The 17,242-nt window shown below is 73.4% G+C and carries 20 protein-coding genes; 9 read left to right on the top strand and 11 right to left on the bottom strand.

What is annotated here, in order from left to right:
* Nucleotides 1-24: 24 nt before the first annotated feature.
* Complete coding sequence (locus tag IEZ08_RS19550) at nt 25-423, bottom strand: hypothetical protein (RefSeq protein ID WP_084780083.1); 399 nt, start codon at nt 421-423, stop codon at nt 25-27.
* 80 nt (nt 424-503) lie between these two features.
* Between IEZ08_RS19550 and IEZ08_RS19545 the strand changes: the two genes are divergently transcribed.
* The gene (locus tag IEZ08_RS19545; protein WP_068923484.1) at nt 504-1,124 is read left to right on the top strand and encodes an alpha/beta hydrolase family protein; all 621 of its coding nucleotides are present in this window, start codon (nt 504-506) and stop codon (nt 1,122-1,124) included.
* 48 nt (nt 1,125-1,172) lie between these two features.
* On the opposite strand, the gene IEZ08_RS19540 is transcribed toward IEZ08_RS19545, so the two are convergent.
* Together IEZ08_RS19540 and IEZ08_RS19535 are read right to left on the bottom strand one after the other, a co-directional pair.
* Nucleotides 1,173-1,364 carry a DUF5999 family protein gene (locus IEZ08_RS19540; protein ID WP_068923485.1) on the bottom strand — a complete coding sequence of 64 codons (192 nt, stop codon included), beginning with the start codon at nt 1,362-1,364 and terminating at the stop codon, nt 1,173-1,175.
* Between the two features lie 749 nt (nt 1,365-2,113).
* Complete coding sequence (locus IEZ08_RS19535; protein ID WP_068923486.1) at nt 2,114-2,698, bottom strand: TetR/AcrR family transcriptional regulator C-terminal domain-containing protein; 585 nt, start codon at nt 2,696-2,698, stop codon at nt 2,114-2,116.
* Nucleotides 2,699-2,871: 173 nt separating this feature from the next.
* Here IEZ08_RS19535 and IEZ08_RS19530 point away from each other — a divergent pair, with 173 nt between their 5' ends.
* The 3 genes from IEZ08_RS19530 to IEZ08_RS19520 all read left to right on the top strand — a co-directional run bounded on the left by IEZ08_RS19530 (nt 2,872) and on the right by IEZ08_RS19520 (nt 4,801).
* Nucleotides 2,872-3,270: a hypothetical protein gene (locus tag IEZ08_RS19530; protein WP_068923487.1), complete on the top strand. Its 399-nt coding sequence runs from the start codon at nt 2,872-2,874 to the stop codon at nt 3,268-3,270.
* 207 nt (nt 3,271-3,477) lie between these two features.
* On the top strand, nt 3,478-3,846 hold the full coding sequence (locus tag IEZ08_RS19525; RefSeq protein ID WP_068923488.1) for a hypothetical protein: 369 nt from the start codon (nt 3,478-3,480) through the stop codon (nt 3,844-3,846).
* Between the two features lie 178 nt (nt 3,847-4,024).
* Complete coding sequence (locus IEZ08_RS19520; protein WP_068923489.1) at nt 4,025-4,801, top strand: nuclease-related domain-containing protein; 777 nt, start codon at nt 4,025-4,027, stop codon at nt 4,799-4,801.
* Between the two features lie 68 nt (nt 4,802-4,869).
* On the opposite strand, the gene IEZ08_RS39635 is transcribed toward IEZ08_RS19520, so the two are convergent.
* The 3 genes from IEZ08_RS39635 to IEZ08_RS19505 form a co-directional block, all read right to left on the bottom strand.
* Nucleotides 4,870-6,294 (bottom strand): RNA polymerase sigma factor, encoded by a 1,425-nt coding sequence (locus IEZ08_RS39635; protein WP_068923490.1) that lies wholly within the window; start codon nt 6,292-6,294, stop codon nt 4,870-4,872.
* A 260-nt stretch (nt 6,295-6,554) separates the two neighbouring features.
* Nucleotides 6,555-6,899: a hypothetical protein gene (locus IEZ08_RS19510; RefSeq protein WP_141703957.1), complete on the bottom strand. Its 345-nt coding sequence runs from the start codon at nt 6,897-6,899 to the stop codon at nt 6,555-6,557.
* Between the two features lie 50 nt (nt 6,900-6,949).
* Nucleotides 6,950-8,155 (bottom strand): AMP-binding protein, encoded by a 1,206-nt coding sequence (locus tag IEZ08_RS19505; protein WP_084780084.1) that lies wholly within the window; start codon nt 8,153-8,155, stop codon nt 6,950-6,952.
* Between the two features lie 78 nt (nt 8,156-8,233).
* Between IEZ08_RS19505 and IEZ08_RS19500 the strand changes: the two genes are divergently transcribed.
* Nucleotides 8,234-9,163 carry an o-succinylbenzoate synthase gene (locus IEZ08_RS19500; protein ID WP_373294366.1) on the top strand — a complete coding sequence of 310 codons (930 nt, stop codon included), beginning with the start codon at nt 8,234-8,236 and terminating at the stop codon, nt 9,161-9,163.
* Nucleotides 9,160-10,815, top strand: coding sequence for a 2-succinyl-5-enolpyruvyl-6-hydroxy-3-cyclohexene-1-carboxylic-acid synthase (menD, locus tag IEZ08_RS19495; RefSeq protein WP_189242632.1), 1,656 nt, complete (start codon nt 9,160-9,162; stop codon nt 10,813-10,815). The genes IEZ08_RS19500 and menD overlap by 4 nt, the downstream gene beginning before the upstream one ends.
* 68 nt (nt 10,816-10,883) lie before the next feature.
* Here the strand turns inward: menD and IEZ08_RS19490 are convergent, their stop codons facing one another.
* The 4 genes from IEZ08_RS19490 to IEZ08_RS19475 all read right to left on the bottom strand — a co-directional run bounded on the left by IEZ08_RS19490 (nt 10,884) and on the right by IEZ08_RS19475 (nt 13,973).
* A complete protein-coding gene (locus IEZ08_RS19490) occupies nt 10,884-12,104 on the bottom strand; it encodes a cupin domain-containing protein (protein WP_189242631.1) in 1,221 nt (406 codons plus the stop codon).
* A 22-nt stretch (nt 12,105-12,126) separates the two neighbouring features.
* Complete coding sequence (locus IEZ08_RS19485) at nt 12,127-12,450, bottom strand: hypothetical protein (RefSeq protein WP_068923494.1); 324 nt, start codon at nt 12,448-12,450, stop codon at nt 12,127-12,129.
* Between the two features lie 102 nt (nt 12,451-12,552).
* On the bottom strand, nt 12,553-13,290 hold the full coding sequence (locus IEZ08_RS19480; protein ID WP_189242630.1) for an ABC transporter permease subunit: 738 nt from the start codon (nt 13,288-13,290) through the stop codon (nt 12,553-12,555).
* On the bottom strand, nt 13,287-13,973 hold the full coding sequence (locus IEZ08_RS19475; RefSeq protein WP_189242629.1) for an ABC transporter ATP-binding protein: 687 nt from the start codon (nt 13,971-13,973) through the stop codon (nt 13,287-13,289). Before IEZ08_RS19475 ends, IEZ08_RS19480 begins: the two co-directional genes overlap by 4 nt.
* An 87-nt stretch (nt 13,974-14,060) precedes the next feature.
* Here IEZ08_RS19475 and IEZ08_RS19470 point away from each other — a divergent pair, with 87 nt between their 5' ends.
* From IEZ08_RS19470 to IEZ08_RS19460, 3 genes are all read left to right on the top strand, one after another.
* Nucleotides 14,061-15,269 carry a sensor histidine kinase gene (locus IEZ08_RS19470; protein WP_189242628.1) on the top strand — a complete coding sequence of 403 codons (1,209 nt, stop codon included), beginning with the start codon at nt 14,061-14,063 and terminating at the stop codon, nt 15,267-15,269.
* Nucleotides 15,266-16,006 carry a response regulator transcription factor gene (locus tag IEZ08_RS19465; protein WP_229803293.1) on the top strand — a complete coding sequence of 247 codons (741 nt, stop codon included), beginning with the start codon at nt 15,266-15,268 and terminating at the stop codon, nt 16,004-16,006. The genes IEZ08_RS19470 and IEZ08_RS19465 overlap by 4 nt, the downstream gene beginning before the upstream one ends.
* 263 nt (nt 16,007-16,269) lie before the next feature.
* Nucleotides 16,270-16,503, top strand: coding sequence for a hypothetical protein (locus IEZ08_RS19460; RefSeq protein WP_189242627.1), 234 nt, complete (start codon nt 16,270-16,272; stop codon nt 16,501-16,503).
* 273 nt (nt 16,504-16,776) lie between these two features.
* On the opposite strand, the gene IEZ08_RS19455 is transcribed toward IEZ08_RS19460, so the two are convergent.
* On the bottom strand, nt 16,777-17,178 hold the full coding sequence (locus IEZ08_RS19455; protein ID WP_189242626.1) for an Hpt domain-containing protein: 402 nt from the start codon (nt 17,176-17,178) through the stop codon (nt 16,777-16,779).
* Nucleotides 17,179-17,242 lie beyond the last annotated feature (64 nt).

Raw genomic sequence — 17,242 nt, 5'->3', positions numbered from 1 at the left:
CGTCTGACCGGGCCGGGCGGGCCGTCAGTCGCGGTGGTCGCGGTGGCGCAGGTTGCCGAGCGCGTGGGCGATGTTGACCACCGCGATGCCGCCCCAGGCGATCAGGAGCCCCGCGAGACCGCCCTCGGCCGCGGCGATGCCGGTCAGCGGAACGCCGATGCCCAGCGAGCCCAGGGCGATCGGGATCGAGGGGTTGGCGCGCTGCTTCTGCTTCTTGTAGTACTGCTGAGGGGGATAGGAGTAGTCCGGGTAGTGCGGCGCGACCCCGGCGGACTGGACCTCGGCGCGCACACGCGCGGCGATGGTCGCGTCGAGACGCTCGGCGAACGACTCCACCAGCGCGGATTCGTACTCCGGGCCGAGGTCGCGGCGGGCGTCGATGGTGGCGCGCATGTCCTGGCGGATGTCGTTGTAATCCTGCACGCCCCCAGTCTGCATCCGGGGAGCGCGGCCGGGCATCGGCCAACCGGAGGATATTCGTCTCCACCCTGTACGGTCGCCCCATGGAGCTCACGACGCCGCACGGCCCGGCCCTGGTAGAGGTCGACGGGGTGCCGGACCCCCGGTTCCTGCTGGTCCTCACGCACGGTTCGGCCGGGGGAGTGGACGCGCCGGACCTGCTGGCCGTACGGGACGCCGTGCTGAAGATCGGCGGTGTGGTCGCCAGGGTGACGCAGCCGTTCCGGCTGCGGGGGGCGCGGGCGCCCGGATCGGCCGTCAAACAGGACGAGGCGTGGACGGCGGCGGTGGAGGAGATCCGCCGCGGTCACCCCGGGCTGCCGCTCGCGCAGGGCGGGCGGAGCAACGGGGCCAGGGTCGCCTGCCGTACGGCTCGCGCGGTCGGGGCCGAGGCGGTCGTCGCCCTGGCCTTCCCGCTGCACCCGCCGAGGAAGCCGGAGCGCTCGCGGGCGCCGGAACTGCGGGCGGCGGGGACGGAGGTGCTGGTGGTCAACGGGGATCGCGACCCCTTCGGCGTGCCCGAGGCGGCCGACGCCGCACGTCTGGTGGTGCTGGCGGGTGAGGGGCACGATCTGAACCGGGATCCCGCCCGGGTCGGCGAGGTCGTCGCGGACTGGCTGGGGGAGAGGATGCGGCGGAAGGGAACGCGGCCGGGTCCGGCGTGACACCGCGGGGCCGGGCAGCGCCGGCCGCGGTGTCGCCGGCTCCGGTGCTCAGACAGCCTCGGCCAGGGGCCGGTGCGGCTCGATGACGCCACCGTCGGGCAACAGCTCGCCGGTGTCCTCGAACAGCACCACACCGTTGCAGAGCAGGCTCCAGCCCTGCTCGGGGTGGGAAGCCATGGTTCTGGCGGCCTCGCGGTCCCGTGCCTCGGCGGGCGGACAGGACGGCTCGTGCGGGCACATCGGCGTGCCTCCGGATCTCGTATCGGCTCGCCGGGGTCGGCATCAGGCGTTCGGCGGGCACCGTCACCGATGGGACCCCGTTCCCACGCATGACGGGGGACGAGCATCTGGGTTGACATATGGCCGTGCGCGTCTCGAACGGGGTGAGGCGCACACGATGGACAGATCAAGTGTGCGATGGGTCACGCCCGGGCGACATAGTCAGTTAGGACCGTTTCAGAACCACTGGAGGGGTGGCCCGTCAAGACCCGTTCGGGGGGGTGACCTGTAACACATCTGCCCTCTCCCCACAGACTGCCCTATCGCGACATAACAGGCCAAGTGCGACACACCGTAATTCGGTAAATGATCGATTACCAGTTCCTTGTGGACTGCGGTCAGAGTGGGAGGGGAGGTGGAACGGTCCGCCGTGCTACGGAGCCGGGAGGGCGGAGGTGTCCGCGGCCGACGGAATGCGGGGAAGGCAAAGCCGATGTCACAATACATTATCAGCCAATTACTCCGGGTAGTACGGTAGACGGTAGTGCGATCCGTCGCTGCGCCGGACGGACCCCGGCCCGCCCTCCCTACCCCCGAAGAGCAGGATGACGCCGCAGCGGCCCCCTACGGCGCGAGCACACCGCGCGAACCACTTCTCCGGCACGGGCGCCCCGCTCCCCGGCGCGACAGGGGGGCGAGCCCGGTCCCGCGCCGCGCCGGGCGTTCAGCCGCCGAGGCCGGCGGTGTTCGGGTCCCGAGGCCGGCGGTGTTCAGGTCCCGAGGCCGGCCAGCAGGGCGTTCAGGCCGCGCTCGAAGTCGGCGTCCGACGCGGTGCTGCCGCCGCCCCGCGACGGGGGCCGCCAGGGTTCGTCGTCGTCACCGGGCGGTTCGGCCCAGCCCGACTGCTGGACCTCCACCGCGACGGCGCCCAGGACGTAGGCCCGCAGCGCCCGGACGGCCTCCGGCGCGTTCTCCAGCCCGCCCTCGGCGAGTTGCTCCGTCTGCTCCCTGATGGCCATCGCGGCCCGGCCCTTGGGCTGCTTGGTGAGGGCCAGCGCCAGCACCCCGGGGTGCTCCCGCAGCGCCTCCCGGCTCGCCCGGCACCACGCTCGCGCGGTCTCCTGCCAGCTGTCGGCGGGTTCGGCGTGGACGGCGGTGACGTGCTCGGCCAGGGCGTCCATGAGCGCGTCCTTGCCGCGGGGCAGGTGATGGTAGATGGCCATGGCCTCCACCTGGAGGGCGTCACCCAGCCGGCGCATCGTCAGCCGCCGCAGCCCCTGGCTGTCGGCGATGTGCAGGGCCGCCTCGATGATGCGCTCCCGGGAGAGCGGGATCGGAGGTCGCTTGGCAGGCATGGGCGATCATCCTGCCAGGTGATGCCTTACTGTGTAAAGGGAGGCGCGCCGACGTGACACGACCCGCCCGCGGGGCCCGGGACGGCCTGAGTGCGTGGGGCGGACGCCGACGGCGTAGGCTGCGCAATGATGTGCGCCGGGATGTCCGGCGCCGGGGTGAGAAAGGGCAGACGATGGCGTTTTTCCGACCGCGGGTGAGCCGTGAGGCGGAGGTCCGTTACCACGCTGACCGGGAGGTCGGGAAGAGCTTCCCCGAGCTCCTGGAGAAGGCGCGGGCGGCGGAGGCCGAGCTGCGCCGGTTGCAGTCCCTCCCGGCCTCCACCGGTGAGCTGCGGGCGGCGGGCCTGGTCCTGGACCGGGCGATCACCGAGGCGCTGCGCGCCGCCGAGGCCTGCCGGCGCGCCGCCTTCGGCGTCAAGGCATACGACGACCGGATCCGCCGCCGCAAGGCCAGGGCGACTCCGACGGGCGCCATGTGGACCACCGAGGTCGAGCGCCTGCGCACCCTGCGCGAGCAGAACCGGCTCACCGGCATCCCCAAGGACATCCTCCCCATCGGCACCGCCCACTGAGCCCCGCTCTCCACCGATCTCCGCTCTCCACCGATCTCCGCTCTCCGCTGAGGTCTGCTCTCCGGCCCCGGCACGCCGTGCCGGGGCCGAGTGCTGTGCGCGGTATCCCTCCGGGGTGAGGACCGCCCGCATCCATGACGAAGAGTGTCCAATCCTTTACTCCAGGTGAGACCATGGCTTCTCCTGGTCACGGAGAGGAGTTCATCTGTGGAGGACAGGGTCGTGGTGGCCGCCGTGCTGACGGGCACGTTGCTGGCCAGTGCATCGGCTCACGCGGAGACGGGCCGGGCCCCCTGGATCGGCGGGCTCGACGGCGTCGGGGAAGTGGAGATCAGCGGCGACCGCGAGAATGTGACGCTGTGTGACCACTCGACCGACGATCGCAGGGTGGCGGTGCAGTATCGCACGACGATGGGCCGGGTGGTCGTCGTGCAGGCCGGACCTGGCCGGGGGTGCGTGGAGGACTCGGTCGTCGTCGGCTCGATCGAGCGGGCGAAGTTCTGCTACGGACTCGGCGGCGCCGACCTCGGCGATCCGGCCGCCTCGCGCTGGTGCGACGAGCCGGAGAACATCTGACGCCCCACGTGTGACCCCGATGGATACCCATTGTACTTGCCGTGTCACGATATGGAGTTAATGAGGGGTGATCGCCGGAGGGGGCCGGACACGCACGGTGTGTGCGGAGAGTTCGGGCCGGTGACGCCCGATCCAGTCGCTCGCACGGCCGTGCGGCCGCTCCGGGGGGAGTCCGGCGATGATCAACTCATCGATGCTGACATCGGGGATCAGATTCAAAAACCGCTACAGAGAGTCACAGGACCTGGGGTGGCGGGGGCGCCTGGCCCTGCGCGCGGCGGCCACGGTGGTCGCCTTCGCGGCGTTGGCGCTGGTCTGGGACTGGCACGCCGGTCTCGTCGCCGCGGGGCTCGCCGCCCCGGCCGACGTGGTGTACCGCCGCTGCATGGACCTGCCGGCGGTGATCCGGCGCGGAGGGCTGTCCGGGGAGCGGGCTACCGCCCGGATGCTGCGTCCCCTGCTCCACCGCGGCTACGTGGTGCTGCACGACCGCGCCCTGCCGTGTTCGGGGAAGCGCGTCGACCATCTGGTGATCGGCCCGCGAGGGATCTACGTGGTGGAGTCCAGGCGCTGGCGCCGGTGCGTCCGGGTCGCCGTAGGCCGGGGCCGGTTGTGGATCGGGCGCAACCCCGCCGACCGCGAGGTCCGGGCGGTGGCCGCCGCGGCGCGGGAGGTCGCCGAGGCTCTGAGCGGCGAGTACGGCCGCCGGGTGGAGGCGGTGCCGCTGCTGGCGGTCCACGGGGCGCGACTGCCCCGCTGGGGCGCGATCAGGGCGTCGGGCGTCCTGCTGATGCGCGCGCCGAGGGTACGCCCCTGGATCACCGGCCAGGCCGTACGGCTCGACACGGACCAGATCGTCGCCCTGGGCGAGGCCGCCGAACGGCTGCTGCCGCCGTACGCCGGGGACGGGGGATGCCTGGCCGCGGCCGGAGGCGGGGGCCGTACGGGCGAGTAGGCGGCGGACGTCCTCCGGGGCCGGACGGGCCGGCTCGTGTCAGCCGGTCCGTCCGGGCCCGGGTGGCCTCAGCTGGCCCAGTCGAGCAGCGGGCGGGTGTTGCTCGGGTGGCGCAGCTTGGACAGGGACTCCTTCTCCAGCTGGCGGATGCGCTCGCGGGTCAGGCCGAGGTGCTTGCCGATCTCGTCGAGCGTGTGGGGCTTGCCGTCCACGAGGCCGAAGCGCAGCGCCATGATCCGGGCCTCCCGCGGGGAGAGGTTGCCGAGCACGCCGCGCAGCTGCTCGCCCAGCAGCTGGCGGTCCACGACCTCCGAGGCCTCCAGGGAGTCGACGTCCTCGATGAGGTCGCCGATGGTGGTCTCGCCGTCCTCGCCGATGGTGGCGTTCAGGCTGATCGGCTGGCGGCTGGTGCGCAGGAGCTCCTCGATCTGGTCGGGAGTCTTGTCCAGCTCGACCGCCAGCTCCTCGGGCGTGGGCTCGCGGCCGAGACGCTGGTGCATGTCGCGCTCCACGCGCGACAGCTTGGAGAGCATCTCCAGCACGTGCACGGGCAGCCGGATGGTGCGGGCGGAGTCGGCGAAGCCGCGCTGGATGGCCTGCCGGATCCACCACATGGCGTAGGTGGAGAACTTGTAGCCCTTGGTGTAGTCGAACTTCTCCACCGCGCGGATCAGCCCGAGGTTGCCCTCCTGGACCACGTCGAGCAGGGCCATGCCCCGGTCGGTGTACTTCTTGGCGACGGAGACCACGAGCCGGAGGTTGGCCTCGAGCATGTGGTCCTTGGCGCGGCGGCCGTCCTCGGCGATCCACTCCAGCTCGTCGCGGACGTCGGCCGGGAGGCCGGGCTCGGACTCCAGCTTGTGCTCGGCGTACAGGCCGGCCTCGATCCGCTTGGCCAGCTCGACCTCCTGGGCCGCGGTGAGCAGTGTCCGGCGGCCGATGGACTTGAGGTAGGTGTGCACCGAGTCACCCATGGCCGAGGACTGGTCGTCCAGGTCGGTGGAGGCTTCGGCCTCCAGCTCGGCCTGGTCGGGGGCGGCCCACTCCTCGCCGTCCAGCTCCACCTCGGCGTCGAGGAGGTCGGCGGGCAGGTCGGCCGGCTCGCCGTCCGGGGTGACCGCCCCGGCCTTGTCCTCGGCGGCCCTGCCCTTGGCGGGCGCCTCGGCCGCGGAGGCGGCCTTGCGGGCCGTGCCCTTGCGCGCGGTGCTCGTGGTGCTCTTGGCGGCGGGCTTGCGGGTGGCGGTCTTCTTGGCGGCGGTCTGCTTGGTGGCGGCGGCGAGCGTGGGCTCGTTCTCGGCGGCCAGGCTCACCCCCGCCTCGGTGAGCTCGCGCAGGATCGACCTGCCCTCGACGGGGCTGATGCCCGCCTCGGCGAAGGCGTGACGCAACTCTGCGAGAGAAAGGTGACCCTGAACTCGCCCTCGCTCAAGAAGCTGGTCGAGGGTCGTCGGGGCCTCAGGGTGAGATGAGGTCGCGGCGGCGATTTGGGGCATGAGGACACCTCCTCCATCACGGAGTCGTCGTTTACAGGTTGTCGGATTGGATTGGGTGGGGCGGCTGGGGAGCCGCTCGGCGCACCAGTACCAATAACCCCGTCAGAGGTCTTTCTGTTCCCGACTTGACGCGGAAAATATGATGGGTGGATCGGCCGCGTACCGATCCACCCGCCGATGAGCCCGCGGCCCGCCCGCGATCACCCCCGCGATCACCCCGGTGGGCTCCCGCGCGCCGCGGGGCCGCCCACCGGTCCCCGTCAGTTCCCGCTGCCGGGCTTCACGTCCACCGGGCCCTCGGGCATGGGCATCGGCTCGGCCTCCTCCATCCGGTCGTCGGTCCAGTAACGGGCGACGTCGTCGGGGTCGGGGTTGACGTCCTTGGTGACCACGTAGTCCTCCGCCGTCGGGGTCTCCTCCGGGGACGGAGGCGCGGCCGGAGGGGCCTGGTCCCGGGCGGCGGGGTCATTCGGTTCGATCGCTGGCACGGGCTTGCCGTCCTTCTCGAGCCTGCCCGCCGAGGCGGCCGCCGAGACGGACACGCCGCCGATGAGGATCACGGCGACGGCTCCGGCGGAGGCCCACATCTTGCGGGTTGGATTCATCAGGCCCGTCCTTCCTGGCTCGGTTACCTCTATGACGTGCTCAGGCGCCGTCATGGTTCCCGTATACGACCATAACGGAGGGCCGCCAGATCTGGCTTGCCGTTGGCCAAAAGTGGTATTTCGGTCACAAGGACCAGCTCGGCGGGGGCGGCGTAGGCGGGCAGCCGCTCCTTGACGAAGGCCCGCAGCTCGGCCAGGGAGGGCGGGTCGGGGGAGACGACGACGGCGACCACCCGCTCGCCCCACTCCGGATCCGGCCGGCCCACCACGACGGCGTCGGCCACCGCGGGGTGCCCGGCGACCACCTCGGCCACCGCCGCCGCGACGACCTTCTGCCCGCCGGTGTTGATGACGTCGTCGGCCCGGCCCAGCACGCGCAGCCGGTCGCCGTCGAAGGCGCCGAGGTCTGAGGTGACGAACCAGCCGTCCTCGCGGGCCGCGGCGGTGAGGTCGGGGCGGAGCCGGTAGCCGGAGAACAGCACGGGGCCGGCGATGCGGATCCGGCCGTCGTCCCCGATCTTCAGATCTACTTTGTAAAGGGGGTGGCCGTCGTAAACACACCCGCCGCAGGTCTCGCTCATGCCGTACGTGGTGACGACCCGGGCACCGGCCGCGCGGGCCGCCGCGAGCAGGTCAGGGGGAGCGGCGGCCCCGCCGAGCAGGATCGTGCGGAACGCCGACAGGTCCGCCGAGACGGCCAGGAGCCGGCGGAGCTGGGTCGGGACCAGGGAGACGTGGGATGCGCCGGAACCGAGCACCGCCTCCGGCGAGAAACCGTCGTGGATGATCGGCTCGGTCCCGCCCAGCAGGGACCTGACCAGCACCTGCAGGCCCGAGACGTGCGAGGGGGGCAGGCAGCAGAGCCAGCGCTCGCCGGGCCGGGCCGCCAGGCGCTCCAAGGACGCCGCGGCCGAGGCGCGCAGGGCGGCGGCCGACAGCTGCACGCCCTTGGGGACGCCGGTCGTGCCGCTGGTGGCGATGACCACGGCCACCTCGGCGGGGACGCCGACGCCGCCGGCCTGCCGTACCCCGTCCAGGCGGGTGGGGCGCAGGGCCTCCAGAGTCGCCCGGAGCGCGGGGGCGGGCAGGCCGGGGGAGAGGGGCAGGACGGCGGGGCCGTCGCCGTCGAGCGCCGCGGCGACCGCGCGGAACAGCTCGGGACCGGGCGGCAGCGTGAGGGCCTGCAGCTCCCGCTCCCCGGGGGACGAACCGGCCGGTGGCGCGGAAGGCGACTCCGCGTGCACGGGGGCAATCATCACAGTCGTAAGGTTAGTCCGGGCAATGCGGACAGCAGCCGGGGGCTGCCCCGGCGTGACGGAAGGGCGATAACGATCGTGGCGGTCGGCGCGCTCCGGGTCTTCCGGATCCCGATGCGGACGCGTTTCCGCGGGCAGACCGTGCGCGAGGGCATCCTGCTCCACGGCCCCGCGGGCTGGGGGGAGTTCTCCCCGTTCCCCGAGTACGGCCCCGCCGAGTGCGCGCGCTGGCGGGCCTGCGCGGAGGAGGCCGCCTTCACCGGCTGGCCCGCGCCGCTGCGCGACCGGATCCCGGTCAACGCCATCGTGCCGGCCGTCGGCCCCGAGCAGGCCCACGCGATGGTACGGCGGGCCCGCTGCGAAACGGTCAAGGTCAAGGTCGCCGAGCGGGGCCAGGCGTTCGCCGAGGACATGGCCCGGGTGGAGGCCGTACGCGACGCGCTCGGACCGGGCGGCCGGATCCGGGTGGACGCCAACGGCGCCTGGGACGTCGCCACCGCGGTGGCCCGGATCACCGAGCTCGGCCGCTTCGGCCTGGAGTACGTCGAGCAGCCCTGCGCCACCCTGGAGGAACTGGCCCGCGTCCGCAGGAAGGTCGAGGTCCCGGTCGCGGCCGACGAGTCGATCCGCCGCGCCGAGGACCCGCTGAAGGTCAGGGCCGCCGGGGCCGCCGACATCGCGGTGGTCAAGGTCCAGCCGCTCGGCGGGGTCGCCGCCGCGCTGCGCGTGGTGGAGGCGTGCGGGCTGCCCGCAGTGGTCTCCAGCGCCGTGGAGACCTCCGTCGGCCTGGCGGCCGGGGTGGCGCTGGCCGCCGCCCTGCCCGAACTGCCCTACGCCTGCGGCCTGGGGACCCTGTCGCTGCTGGAGGGGGACGTGGTGACCGACCCGCTCGTCCCCGTCGACGGGGTGCTCCCGGTGCGGCGTCCCACCGTGGACGAGGCCGCTTTGGCACGCTATGAGGTGGAGTCGCCCGCCTGGGTGCGACGCCTGGAGGAGGCAAGCCCGTGAATCCCGCGACCGCGCTCGCGACCGTGCTCATCGACGAGCTGGTGCGCTGCGGCCTCACGGAGGTGGTGCTCGCGCCCGGCTCGCGCTCGGCTCCCCTGGCTCTGGCCGCGCACGCCGACAGCCGGGTCCGGCTGCACGTGCGCATCGACGAGCGCTCGGCGTCCTTCCTCGCGCTGGGCCTGGCCCGGCGCGGTGAGCGCCCGGTCGCCCTGATCTGCACCTCGGGCACCGCGGCGGCCAACTTCCACCCGGCCGTCCTGGAGGCGCACGAGTCGGGGGTGCCGCTGCTGGTGCTCACCGCCGACCGGCCGCCCGAGCTGCGTCATACCGGCGCCAACCAGACGGTGGACCAGATCAAGATGTACGGCACCGCGGTGCGCTGGTTCAACGAGGTCGGCGTCCCCGAGGAGCGGCCCGGCCAGGTGGCCTACTGGCGCTCCCTGGCCTGCCGCGCCTACCAGCGCTCGCTCGGCCCGGCCGATCCCGGCCCGGTCCACCTGAACCTCGCCTTCCGTGAGCCGCTGATCCCCGACGGGGACGCCTCCTGGTGCGAGCCGCTGGACGGCGGCCCGGGCGGGCCGTGGGTGCGCGCCCGGGTGGCGCCGCCCGCGGTCGCGCTGCACCTGCCGCCCACCCGGCGGGGCGTGCTGGTGGTCGGCGACGGCGCTCCCAACGTGCGCAGGTACGTGGCGGCGGCGGGCATGGCCGGCTGGCCGGTCCTGTCGGAGCCGCACGGCGGCGCCCGCTACGGCGACCACGCGATGTCGGCCTACCACTTCCTGCTGGGCACGCCGGAGTTCGCCGACGCGCACCGCCCCGAGGTGGTCGTCACCCTGGGCCGCCCCGGCCTGTCCAAGCCCCTGCTGGCCTGGCTCGGGCACGCGGCCGAGCACATCGTGGTCACCCCGGACCTGACCCGCTGGCCCGACCCCACCCGCTCGGCGACGCAGGTGGCGCAGGCCGTGGAGATCCCGATCGCCGCCGGGGACGACGAATGGCTGCACTCCTGGCGCCGCGCCGACGCCGCGGCCAGGGAGGCGATCGACGAGGTGATGGACGCTTCGGGGCTCAGCGAGCCCAGGCTCGCCCGCGACCTGGTCGACGCGCTGCCCAACGGGTCGCTGCTGATCTCCGGCTCCTCCATGCCGATCCGCGACCTGGACCAGGCGATGCGTCCCCGGCGGGGCCTGCGGGTCATGGCCAACCGGGGCGCCGCCGGGATCGACGGGACGGTCTCGACGGCGATGGGCGCGGCGCTGGCCCACCACGGCCCGTCGTTCGCGCTGATGGGGGACCTGACGTTCCTGCACGACCAGAACGGGCTGGTCCTCGGTCCCCGCGAGCCCCGTCCGGACCTGTGCCTGGTCGTGGTGAACAACGACGGCGGCGGGATCTTCTCGCTGCTGCCGCAGGCGTCGCTGCGGGACCCGTTCGAACGGGTCTTCGGCACCGCCCACGGGGTGGACCTGGCCTACGCGGCCGCGGCGACCGGCACGCCGTACACGTTCGTGGGCGATCCGGACCAGCTGCCCAAGGCGCTGCGCGGGGAGGGGGTGCGGATCGTGGAGGTCCGCACCGACCGCGAGGCCAACGCCGCCCTGCACGCGGCCATGCGCGAGGCGGCGCGGGCCGCGGTCCTCGGCGCCGTGTAGCCCCGGGGACGCGGGGCGGCGCGGGCCGTCGCGGTGCACCCGGCGCCTCACCGGCGGGGACGAGCCGATCAGGCCGGGACGAGGGGGTCGGCGAACTCCAGCAGCCCCTCCCGGATCAACCGTTTGATCAACACCAGTTTCCCGCTGTCGTCGATCCCGGCGGGAAGCTGGGCGGCGCAGACGGCGGCGCCGTTGCACAGGACGCGCAGCGGCGCTTCGGTGAACGAGGGGAGGGTGAGCGCCGTGCGCCCGAAAGACAGCATGACGCGATCACCGGACCGGCTCAGGTCGACCTCGACCGGCTGCTTCAGCCGGACCGGGGTCGTCAGCGTGACCTGCTCGGCGTGCGTGAGCTGTGCCAGCAGCCCGCGTAGCGGCACGCCGCCCGTCCGATCGACCGTGGCGACCTGGCGGTGGAGGGCGCGACGGGCGCGTCCGGCGTCGACCAGCCGCGCCGCCAGCATCGTCAGGGTCTCGGCGAGCCGCTCCTCGTCGAGGGCGGCGCGTCCCAGCTGCGGGGCCACCGTCCGCCGGAAATCGACGTCGTCGCGTTCCAGTTCGTCCAGCACCCGGTGCAGCAGCCAGGACCAGGGATAGGGAGTGATGCCGAGGGTCAGGTGCACCGACGCGGCATCGGTCGCGATCCCCTGGTGGACGAAGCCCCGGGGGATGTACAGCAGCTCGGCCGAGCGCAGCGGGACCTCGGTGACGGGACCGGCCGGGGCGGCGCCGTGGTCGTGCATCGCGGGGGTGGGCAGCTGCACCGGCGGCGGCTGGACGCGCCAGCTCTTGGCGCCGGCGAGCTGCAGGAGGATCACGTCGTGGGTGTCGAAGTGGGTGGGGAAGCCCTGGGCGTCGGCCGGCGTGAGGTAGGCGTTGGCGTGCACACGCACCCCGAAGAACGCCGACAGCTCATCACACAGCCCGCCCACCGCGGGCAGGGCCTCGTGGACCCGGTTCAGCGTGATCGACGCGCCGTGGCGGTACAGCGTCAGCACGCGTTCCACATCGATCTGCACGAGCGGTTGCCCCGCAGTGGACCGCAGGTAGTCGCCCGGCGTCAGGACACGCCCGTCCCGGGTCAGGCACAGGGCGTCGGAGCGGTGGGAGCCGGTGGCGTAGGTGACGGTGAGCAGCTCGTCCAGATCCTCGACCGACACCAGCGCGGGCAGCAGCTCACGCAGGGCGGGATTGTCGGCGCGGCGGATGTGCAGGTAGTCCTGTTCCCAGAAGCGGGAGAAGAACGTCTGCGGGTCGTGCGGATACAGCAGTTTCTTCAGGATGCTCATGCCCTGGCACCTGCTCGCCGGGTCAGCCGAAAGGGCTGAGGTCGCCGACGTCGACGCCGTGCGGGGTGAGGGGATTCCAGTCGGCGCCCGCTCCCCGGTTGCCGTGGTTGCCGAACGGCGGCAGCATCTCCTGGTCACCCATGATCTTGTACATGACCGTCATCGCCTGATGCATCGTCCTGAGCGTGTCCACCGGGACGGTGACCTGCTCGGACCCCTCCGCCTCGCGGGTGCCGTCCACCAGTTCCCGGGCCTGGCGCAGGGCGCCGAAGAAGAAGTCGGTGTTGTCCCTGAAATAGTTCTGGATCTCTTCTTTGCTGAGAGACCGCTCTTCTCTGTCAGACATGATCGCTCCCCTGGACGGACCGCATGGTTACCGTGGGTGCCCTTTCGAGCACATTAACCGAGACGGGATGCCGCGTCGATGCCCAATTCCGGAGAAGAAGGGTCAGGTGATGTCACGGCGGAGGGTGATCAGGCGGGCGGCGAGGACGGCGGCCAGCACGTAGGCGGCGAACAGCGGCCCGCCCGCCCACGCGGGCAGCAGCTCGGCGTTCTCCATGCTCACCCCGGCCAGTGCGCGGGCCGCGCCGGTCGGCAGCCAGCGGCCCAGGCCGGGCAGGAGCATCGTGAGCAGGTAGTCGGCGTACATGAACCAGATCAGGGCCACGGCGACCGCCGCCGTCTGGTTGCGGATGAGCGCGCCGAGGCCGACGCCGAGCAGGCCGTACCCGGTGACGGAGAGAACCGCGCCGAGCAGGACGCCCGGCACGCCCGGCGCCATGACGGGATGCCCGCCCAGGTGCAGCAGCAGCGCCCCGGCCGCGACGGTGGCCAGCGCCGAGACGGCCCCGACGGCCAGTCCTGCGATCCCGTACGCGGCCAGCTTGGCGTTGACCACCCGGCCGCGGTCCGGGGTCAGGAGGAACCGCCAGGTGATCGTCTGGTGGCGGAACTCCCCGGCCGTGCCGAGGATCCCCAGGAGGAGGGTGAAGACGTAGGCCTGCTGGGCCATGGCGTAGACGTTGCGCACCCGGTCCTCGGCGGGCATCCCGCCCTCCAGCCCCATCAGGGCGACCCCGAGCCCCGCCCAGAGCACGCAGGTCACCGGGGCCAGGGCGGCGAGGACCCGGACGGTACGGCTCGCGCGGGCCCTGATCAGTTCGGCGTGGACGAGACGCTTCACCGGGTCGCCTCCAGGTACAGCTCCTCCAAGTCGGAGCCGGAGGCCAGCGGGCCGGTGAAGACCATCCGCCCCTCCGAGATGATGATCACGTGGTCGGCGATCTGCTGGATCTCCGTGAGCACGTGGGTGGAGACCAGGACCGTACGGCCCTGCAGGGCGTAGGCCCGCAGGAATCCGCGCAGCCAGTGGGCGCCCGCCGGATCGAGGCCGTTGGCGGGCTCGTCGAGGATGAGCACGGCCGGGTCGCCGAGGAGCGCGGTGGCCAGGGCGAGACGCTGGCGCATGCCCAGGGAGAACCCGCCCGCTCTGCGGCCGGCCGCGCCGGTGAGGTCCACCTGGTCCAGGACGTGGCCGACGCGGTCCGCGGCGAGCCCGGCGGCGGTGCGCAGGATCTCCAGATGGGTGCGGGCGGTCAGGCCGGGATGGAAGGCCGCGGCCTCCAGCACCGCGCCGACCTCGCAGACCGGGTCGGCGAGGTCCCGGTACGGTCTGCCGCCGATGAGGGCCGCTCCCGAAGTGGGGGTGACCAGGCCGAGGAGCATGCGCAGCGTGGTGGTCTTCCCCGCGCCGTTGGGGCCGAGGAAGGCCGTGACCGTGCCGGGTTCGACGGTGAACGACAGGTCGTCCACGGCCGGTACGGTCCCGAACGACTTGCTGAGACGGGTGGCGGTGATGGCTGACATGCCCTCGACGGTGCCGGATCGGGCCGGGGCGGTTCATGACCCCCGGGGCGGACGTCTCCGTCTCCGGCCGGGGCGGGACCGCCGCCGGTGAGGGTGGAGACGATCTCCACCCACGGGTCCATGGCGGAGCCGTTCGGGCGGCGCTACCGTGCGGCCGTGGCCTTCTTCCGTCGCCCCCTCGTGCGCTGGACCTTCGTGGTGCTGCTCACGGGACAGATGCTCTACGGGACGGGGTTCGCGACCGTGGCGGCGGCGGCGCGGTGGGGATGGCCCGGCGCCGCGGCGGTCGCGGCGGCCGGCGCGGCGGCGGCCGCCTGCTGCCTGCTGGCGCTGGCGCGGGAGGGGGAACGGCGCAACGCGGCGCTGCTCGGCCTCACCCTGCTGGGCGGGCTGGCCCTGAACGCGGCCGAGGCCTACAGCGGCATGGCGTTCCTCTACATCGCCGTCTACGCGCTGCCGTTCCGGACCGGGCCGCCGCCGGCGGTGGCGCTGATCGTCTCGGGCGTCGCGGCCTTCGCGACGGCGTCCCCGCTGTCCGGCCTGGCGGGCTGGGAGCTGGTGGGCAACCTCCTGGGCCTCGGGTACGCGGCGATCCTGGCCTTTCTGATCCGGCAGCTCGTGGTGACCCGGGAGCGGAGCGCGGAGGCCGCCGAGGCCCGTGCGCGGGAGGCCGTGCTCGCCGAGCGGACCCGGCTGGCCCGTGAGGTGCACGACATCCTGGCGCACTCCCAGTCGGCGCAGATCGTGTACCTGGAGGGCGCGCGGCTGCTGCTGGAACGGGGACGGGACCGGGCCGCGGCGCTGGACCGGGTCAACCGCGCCGCGGCATTGGCGAGGACGAGCCTGGAGGAGACCCGCCGGGCGCTCGACGCGCTGCGCGGGCAGGAGCTGTCGCTGGCCGAACGGCTGGAGCGGCTCGCGGTCGAGTACCGATCGGTGACCGGGGCTGCCTGCACCGTCTCGGTCGCGGGAGACCCGGGACCGCTGGAGGCCGAGGCCCGCCTGGCGGTGGCGCGGACGGCGCAGGAGGCGCTGACGAACACGCGCAAGCACGCTCCCGGCGCGCCGGTCACGGTGGACCTGCGTCTTGGCGGGGACTGGTGCGAGCTGGAGGTGCGCGACACCGGAGGAGCGGCGGGGCGGCCGTCGCCGGCGGGGTCCGGATACGGCCTGGTGGGCATGCGGGAACGGGCCGAGCTGATCGGCGGCTCGCTGACGGCCGGACCCTCCGGGGAGGGGTTCGGGGTGCTGCTGCGGGTGCCCGTACGGCGTGCCGGGGAGGACGGGGCGACGTGAGCGGGCGGGGCGAGGACGGCAGGCGGGGCGAGGACGGCAGGCGGGGCGAGGACGGCAGGCGGGAGCGCCGCGTGCGGGTGGTGGTCGCCGACGACCAGACCGTGGTGCGGGAGGGGCTGGTGCTCCTGCTGGGCCTGCTGCCCGGCGTCGAGGTGGTGGGCGTGGCGGCCGACGGGGAGGAGGCGGTCAGGGCCGCCGAGGCGGCCCGGCCGGATGTGGTGCTGATGGACCTGCGCATGCCCCGGGTGGACGGGGTGGAGGCGACCGGGTGGATCCGTTCCTCCTGCCCGGAGGTCCAGGTCCTCGTGCTGACGACCTACTCCGACGACGAGTCGGTGTTCGCCGCGATCAGGGCCGGGGCGCGCGGCTACCTGACCAAGGACACCGACGCCGAGGGGCTCGCCTTCGCGCTGTCGGCGGTGGCGGAGGGCAGGACCCAGTTCGACCCCGAGGTGCAGCGCAGGCTCGCGGAGGCCGCGACGGGGGCCGCGACGGGGGCCGTGACGGGCCCGCGGCGGGCCTCGCGGCTGCCGGACGGGCTGACTCCGCGGGAGGCGGAGGTGCTGCGGCTGATCGCGGCCGGCCGGTCCAACGGGGAGATCGCCGGGGAGCTGTTCATCTCGGAGGCGACGGTCAAGACGCACATCAACAACCTGTTCGCCAAGGCGGGCCTGCGCGACCGGGCCCAGGCGGTCACCTACGCCTTCCGGAACGGGCTCACGCCGGACGAGAGCTGACCGCCCGCGCGCACTCGCCCGCCCGCGCGCACTCGCCCGCCCGCGCGCACTCGCCCGCCCGCGCGCACTCGCCCGCCCGCGCGCACTCGCCCGCTCGATCGGCAGGGCGGAGATGAAGGGCGACTATCGGCTGACTTTGCCGGGATATGAGGGTTCTCGAGGGTCGGCAACCTTTCTGCACCTTTAGTGCACTTTGGCCGCTACGTCCGAGCGGCTCACTGGAGGAAGAACGAGATGTTCCGCCTCCGCAAAGGATCTCCGCCATGACTCTCACCGCCACTCTCAGCCTCGTCCTCCGGGTTCTGGTCAACGTCCTGGGCCTGCCCGTGGTCGCCGGAGTGATCCTGACCCTCGGCGGTGCGACCGGCACCACGACCGACCTCGGGGTCCAGGCCGAGACGGCGCCCACGGTGACGGTCGAGGACCTGCTGCGGCTCACCGAGAAGGAAGTCGTCGAGAAGGTGAAGTCCAAGAACGGCGCCAAGTCCCGCGCGTGACCCGCTTCCCGCCCCGGGGGAACCGTGGACCGGCGGGAACCGTGGACCGGCGGGAACCGTGGACCAGCGGACATGGTGAACAGGGATGAACCGACCGGCCTGACCGGCGTGTGGCGGACACGCGGGAACAGTCGCCGGGATCGGGCAGACCCTTGAGCCTGCTCGGCATGACGAGCCCTACGTCAGAAGACCGGCCAGTCCATCCGGCGGATGCCGGGACCGAGCCGCGGCTCCGGGGCGGACCGCCCGGGTGCGTCCCGACGGGCTCCGCCGTCAGGCGGGCCGGGGAACGATCGGCAGACCCGAACGGAGGTCGCCGAGGACCTCGGTGAAGCGGTCGCCCGCCTCGGCCAGGGCCGACCTCAGCAGGCCGGGATGGCCGAGCGCCTCGCCGAGCCGTCCCGCGTCGGCCAGGCGCTCGGCCTCGGCGCACAGGCCGGCCACGCCGCTCACCCCGAGGTTGGCCGCGGCGCCCTTCAACGCGTGCGCCCGGTGGGCCGCCACGGCGGAGTCCCCGGCGGCGATGGCCGCGTCGAGATCGGCCAGCATGACCGGTGCGCGCTCCAGGAACGAGGCGACCAGCCGCTCGATGAAGGCGATCTCGCGCTCGTCGCCGTCCACCAGCAGGTCCGCGATGCGCGCGCGGATGCCCGGCGCGGTGCCGCGGGCGGTCACCGGGGGCTCCCGGGCAGGAGGGCGCCGCCACCGGTCACGGGTGCGGCGGGGAGGTGGGGGAGGG

Source organism: Planobispora rosea, assembly GCF_014648175.1.
Classification (GTDB): Bacteria; Actinomycetota; Actinomycetes; order Streptosporangiales; family Streptosporangiaceae; genus Planobispora; species Planobispora rosea.
Note: the sequence above shows the minus strand (reverse complement) of the source record. Positions and strands in the feature narration are given on the sequence as shown.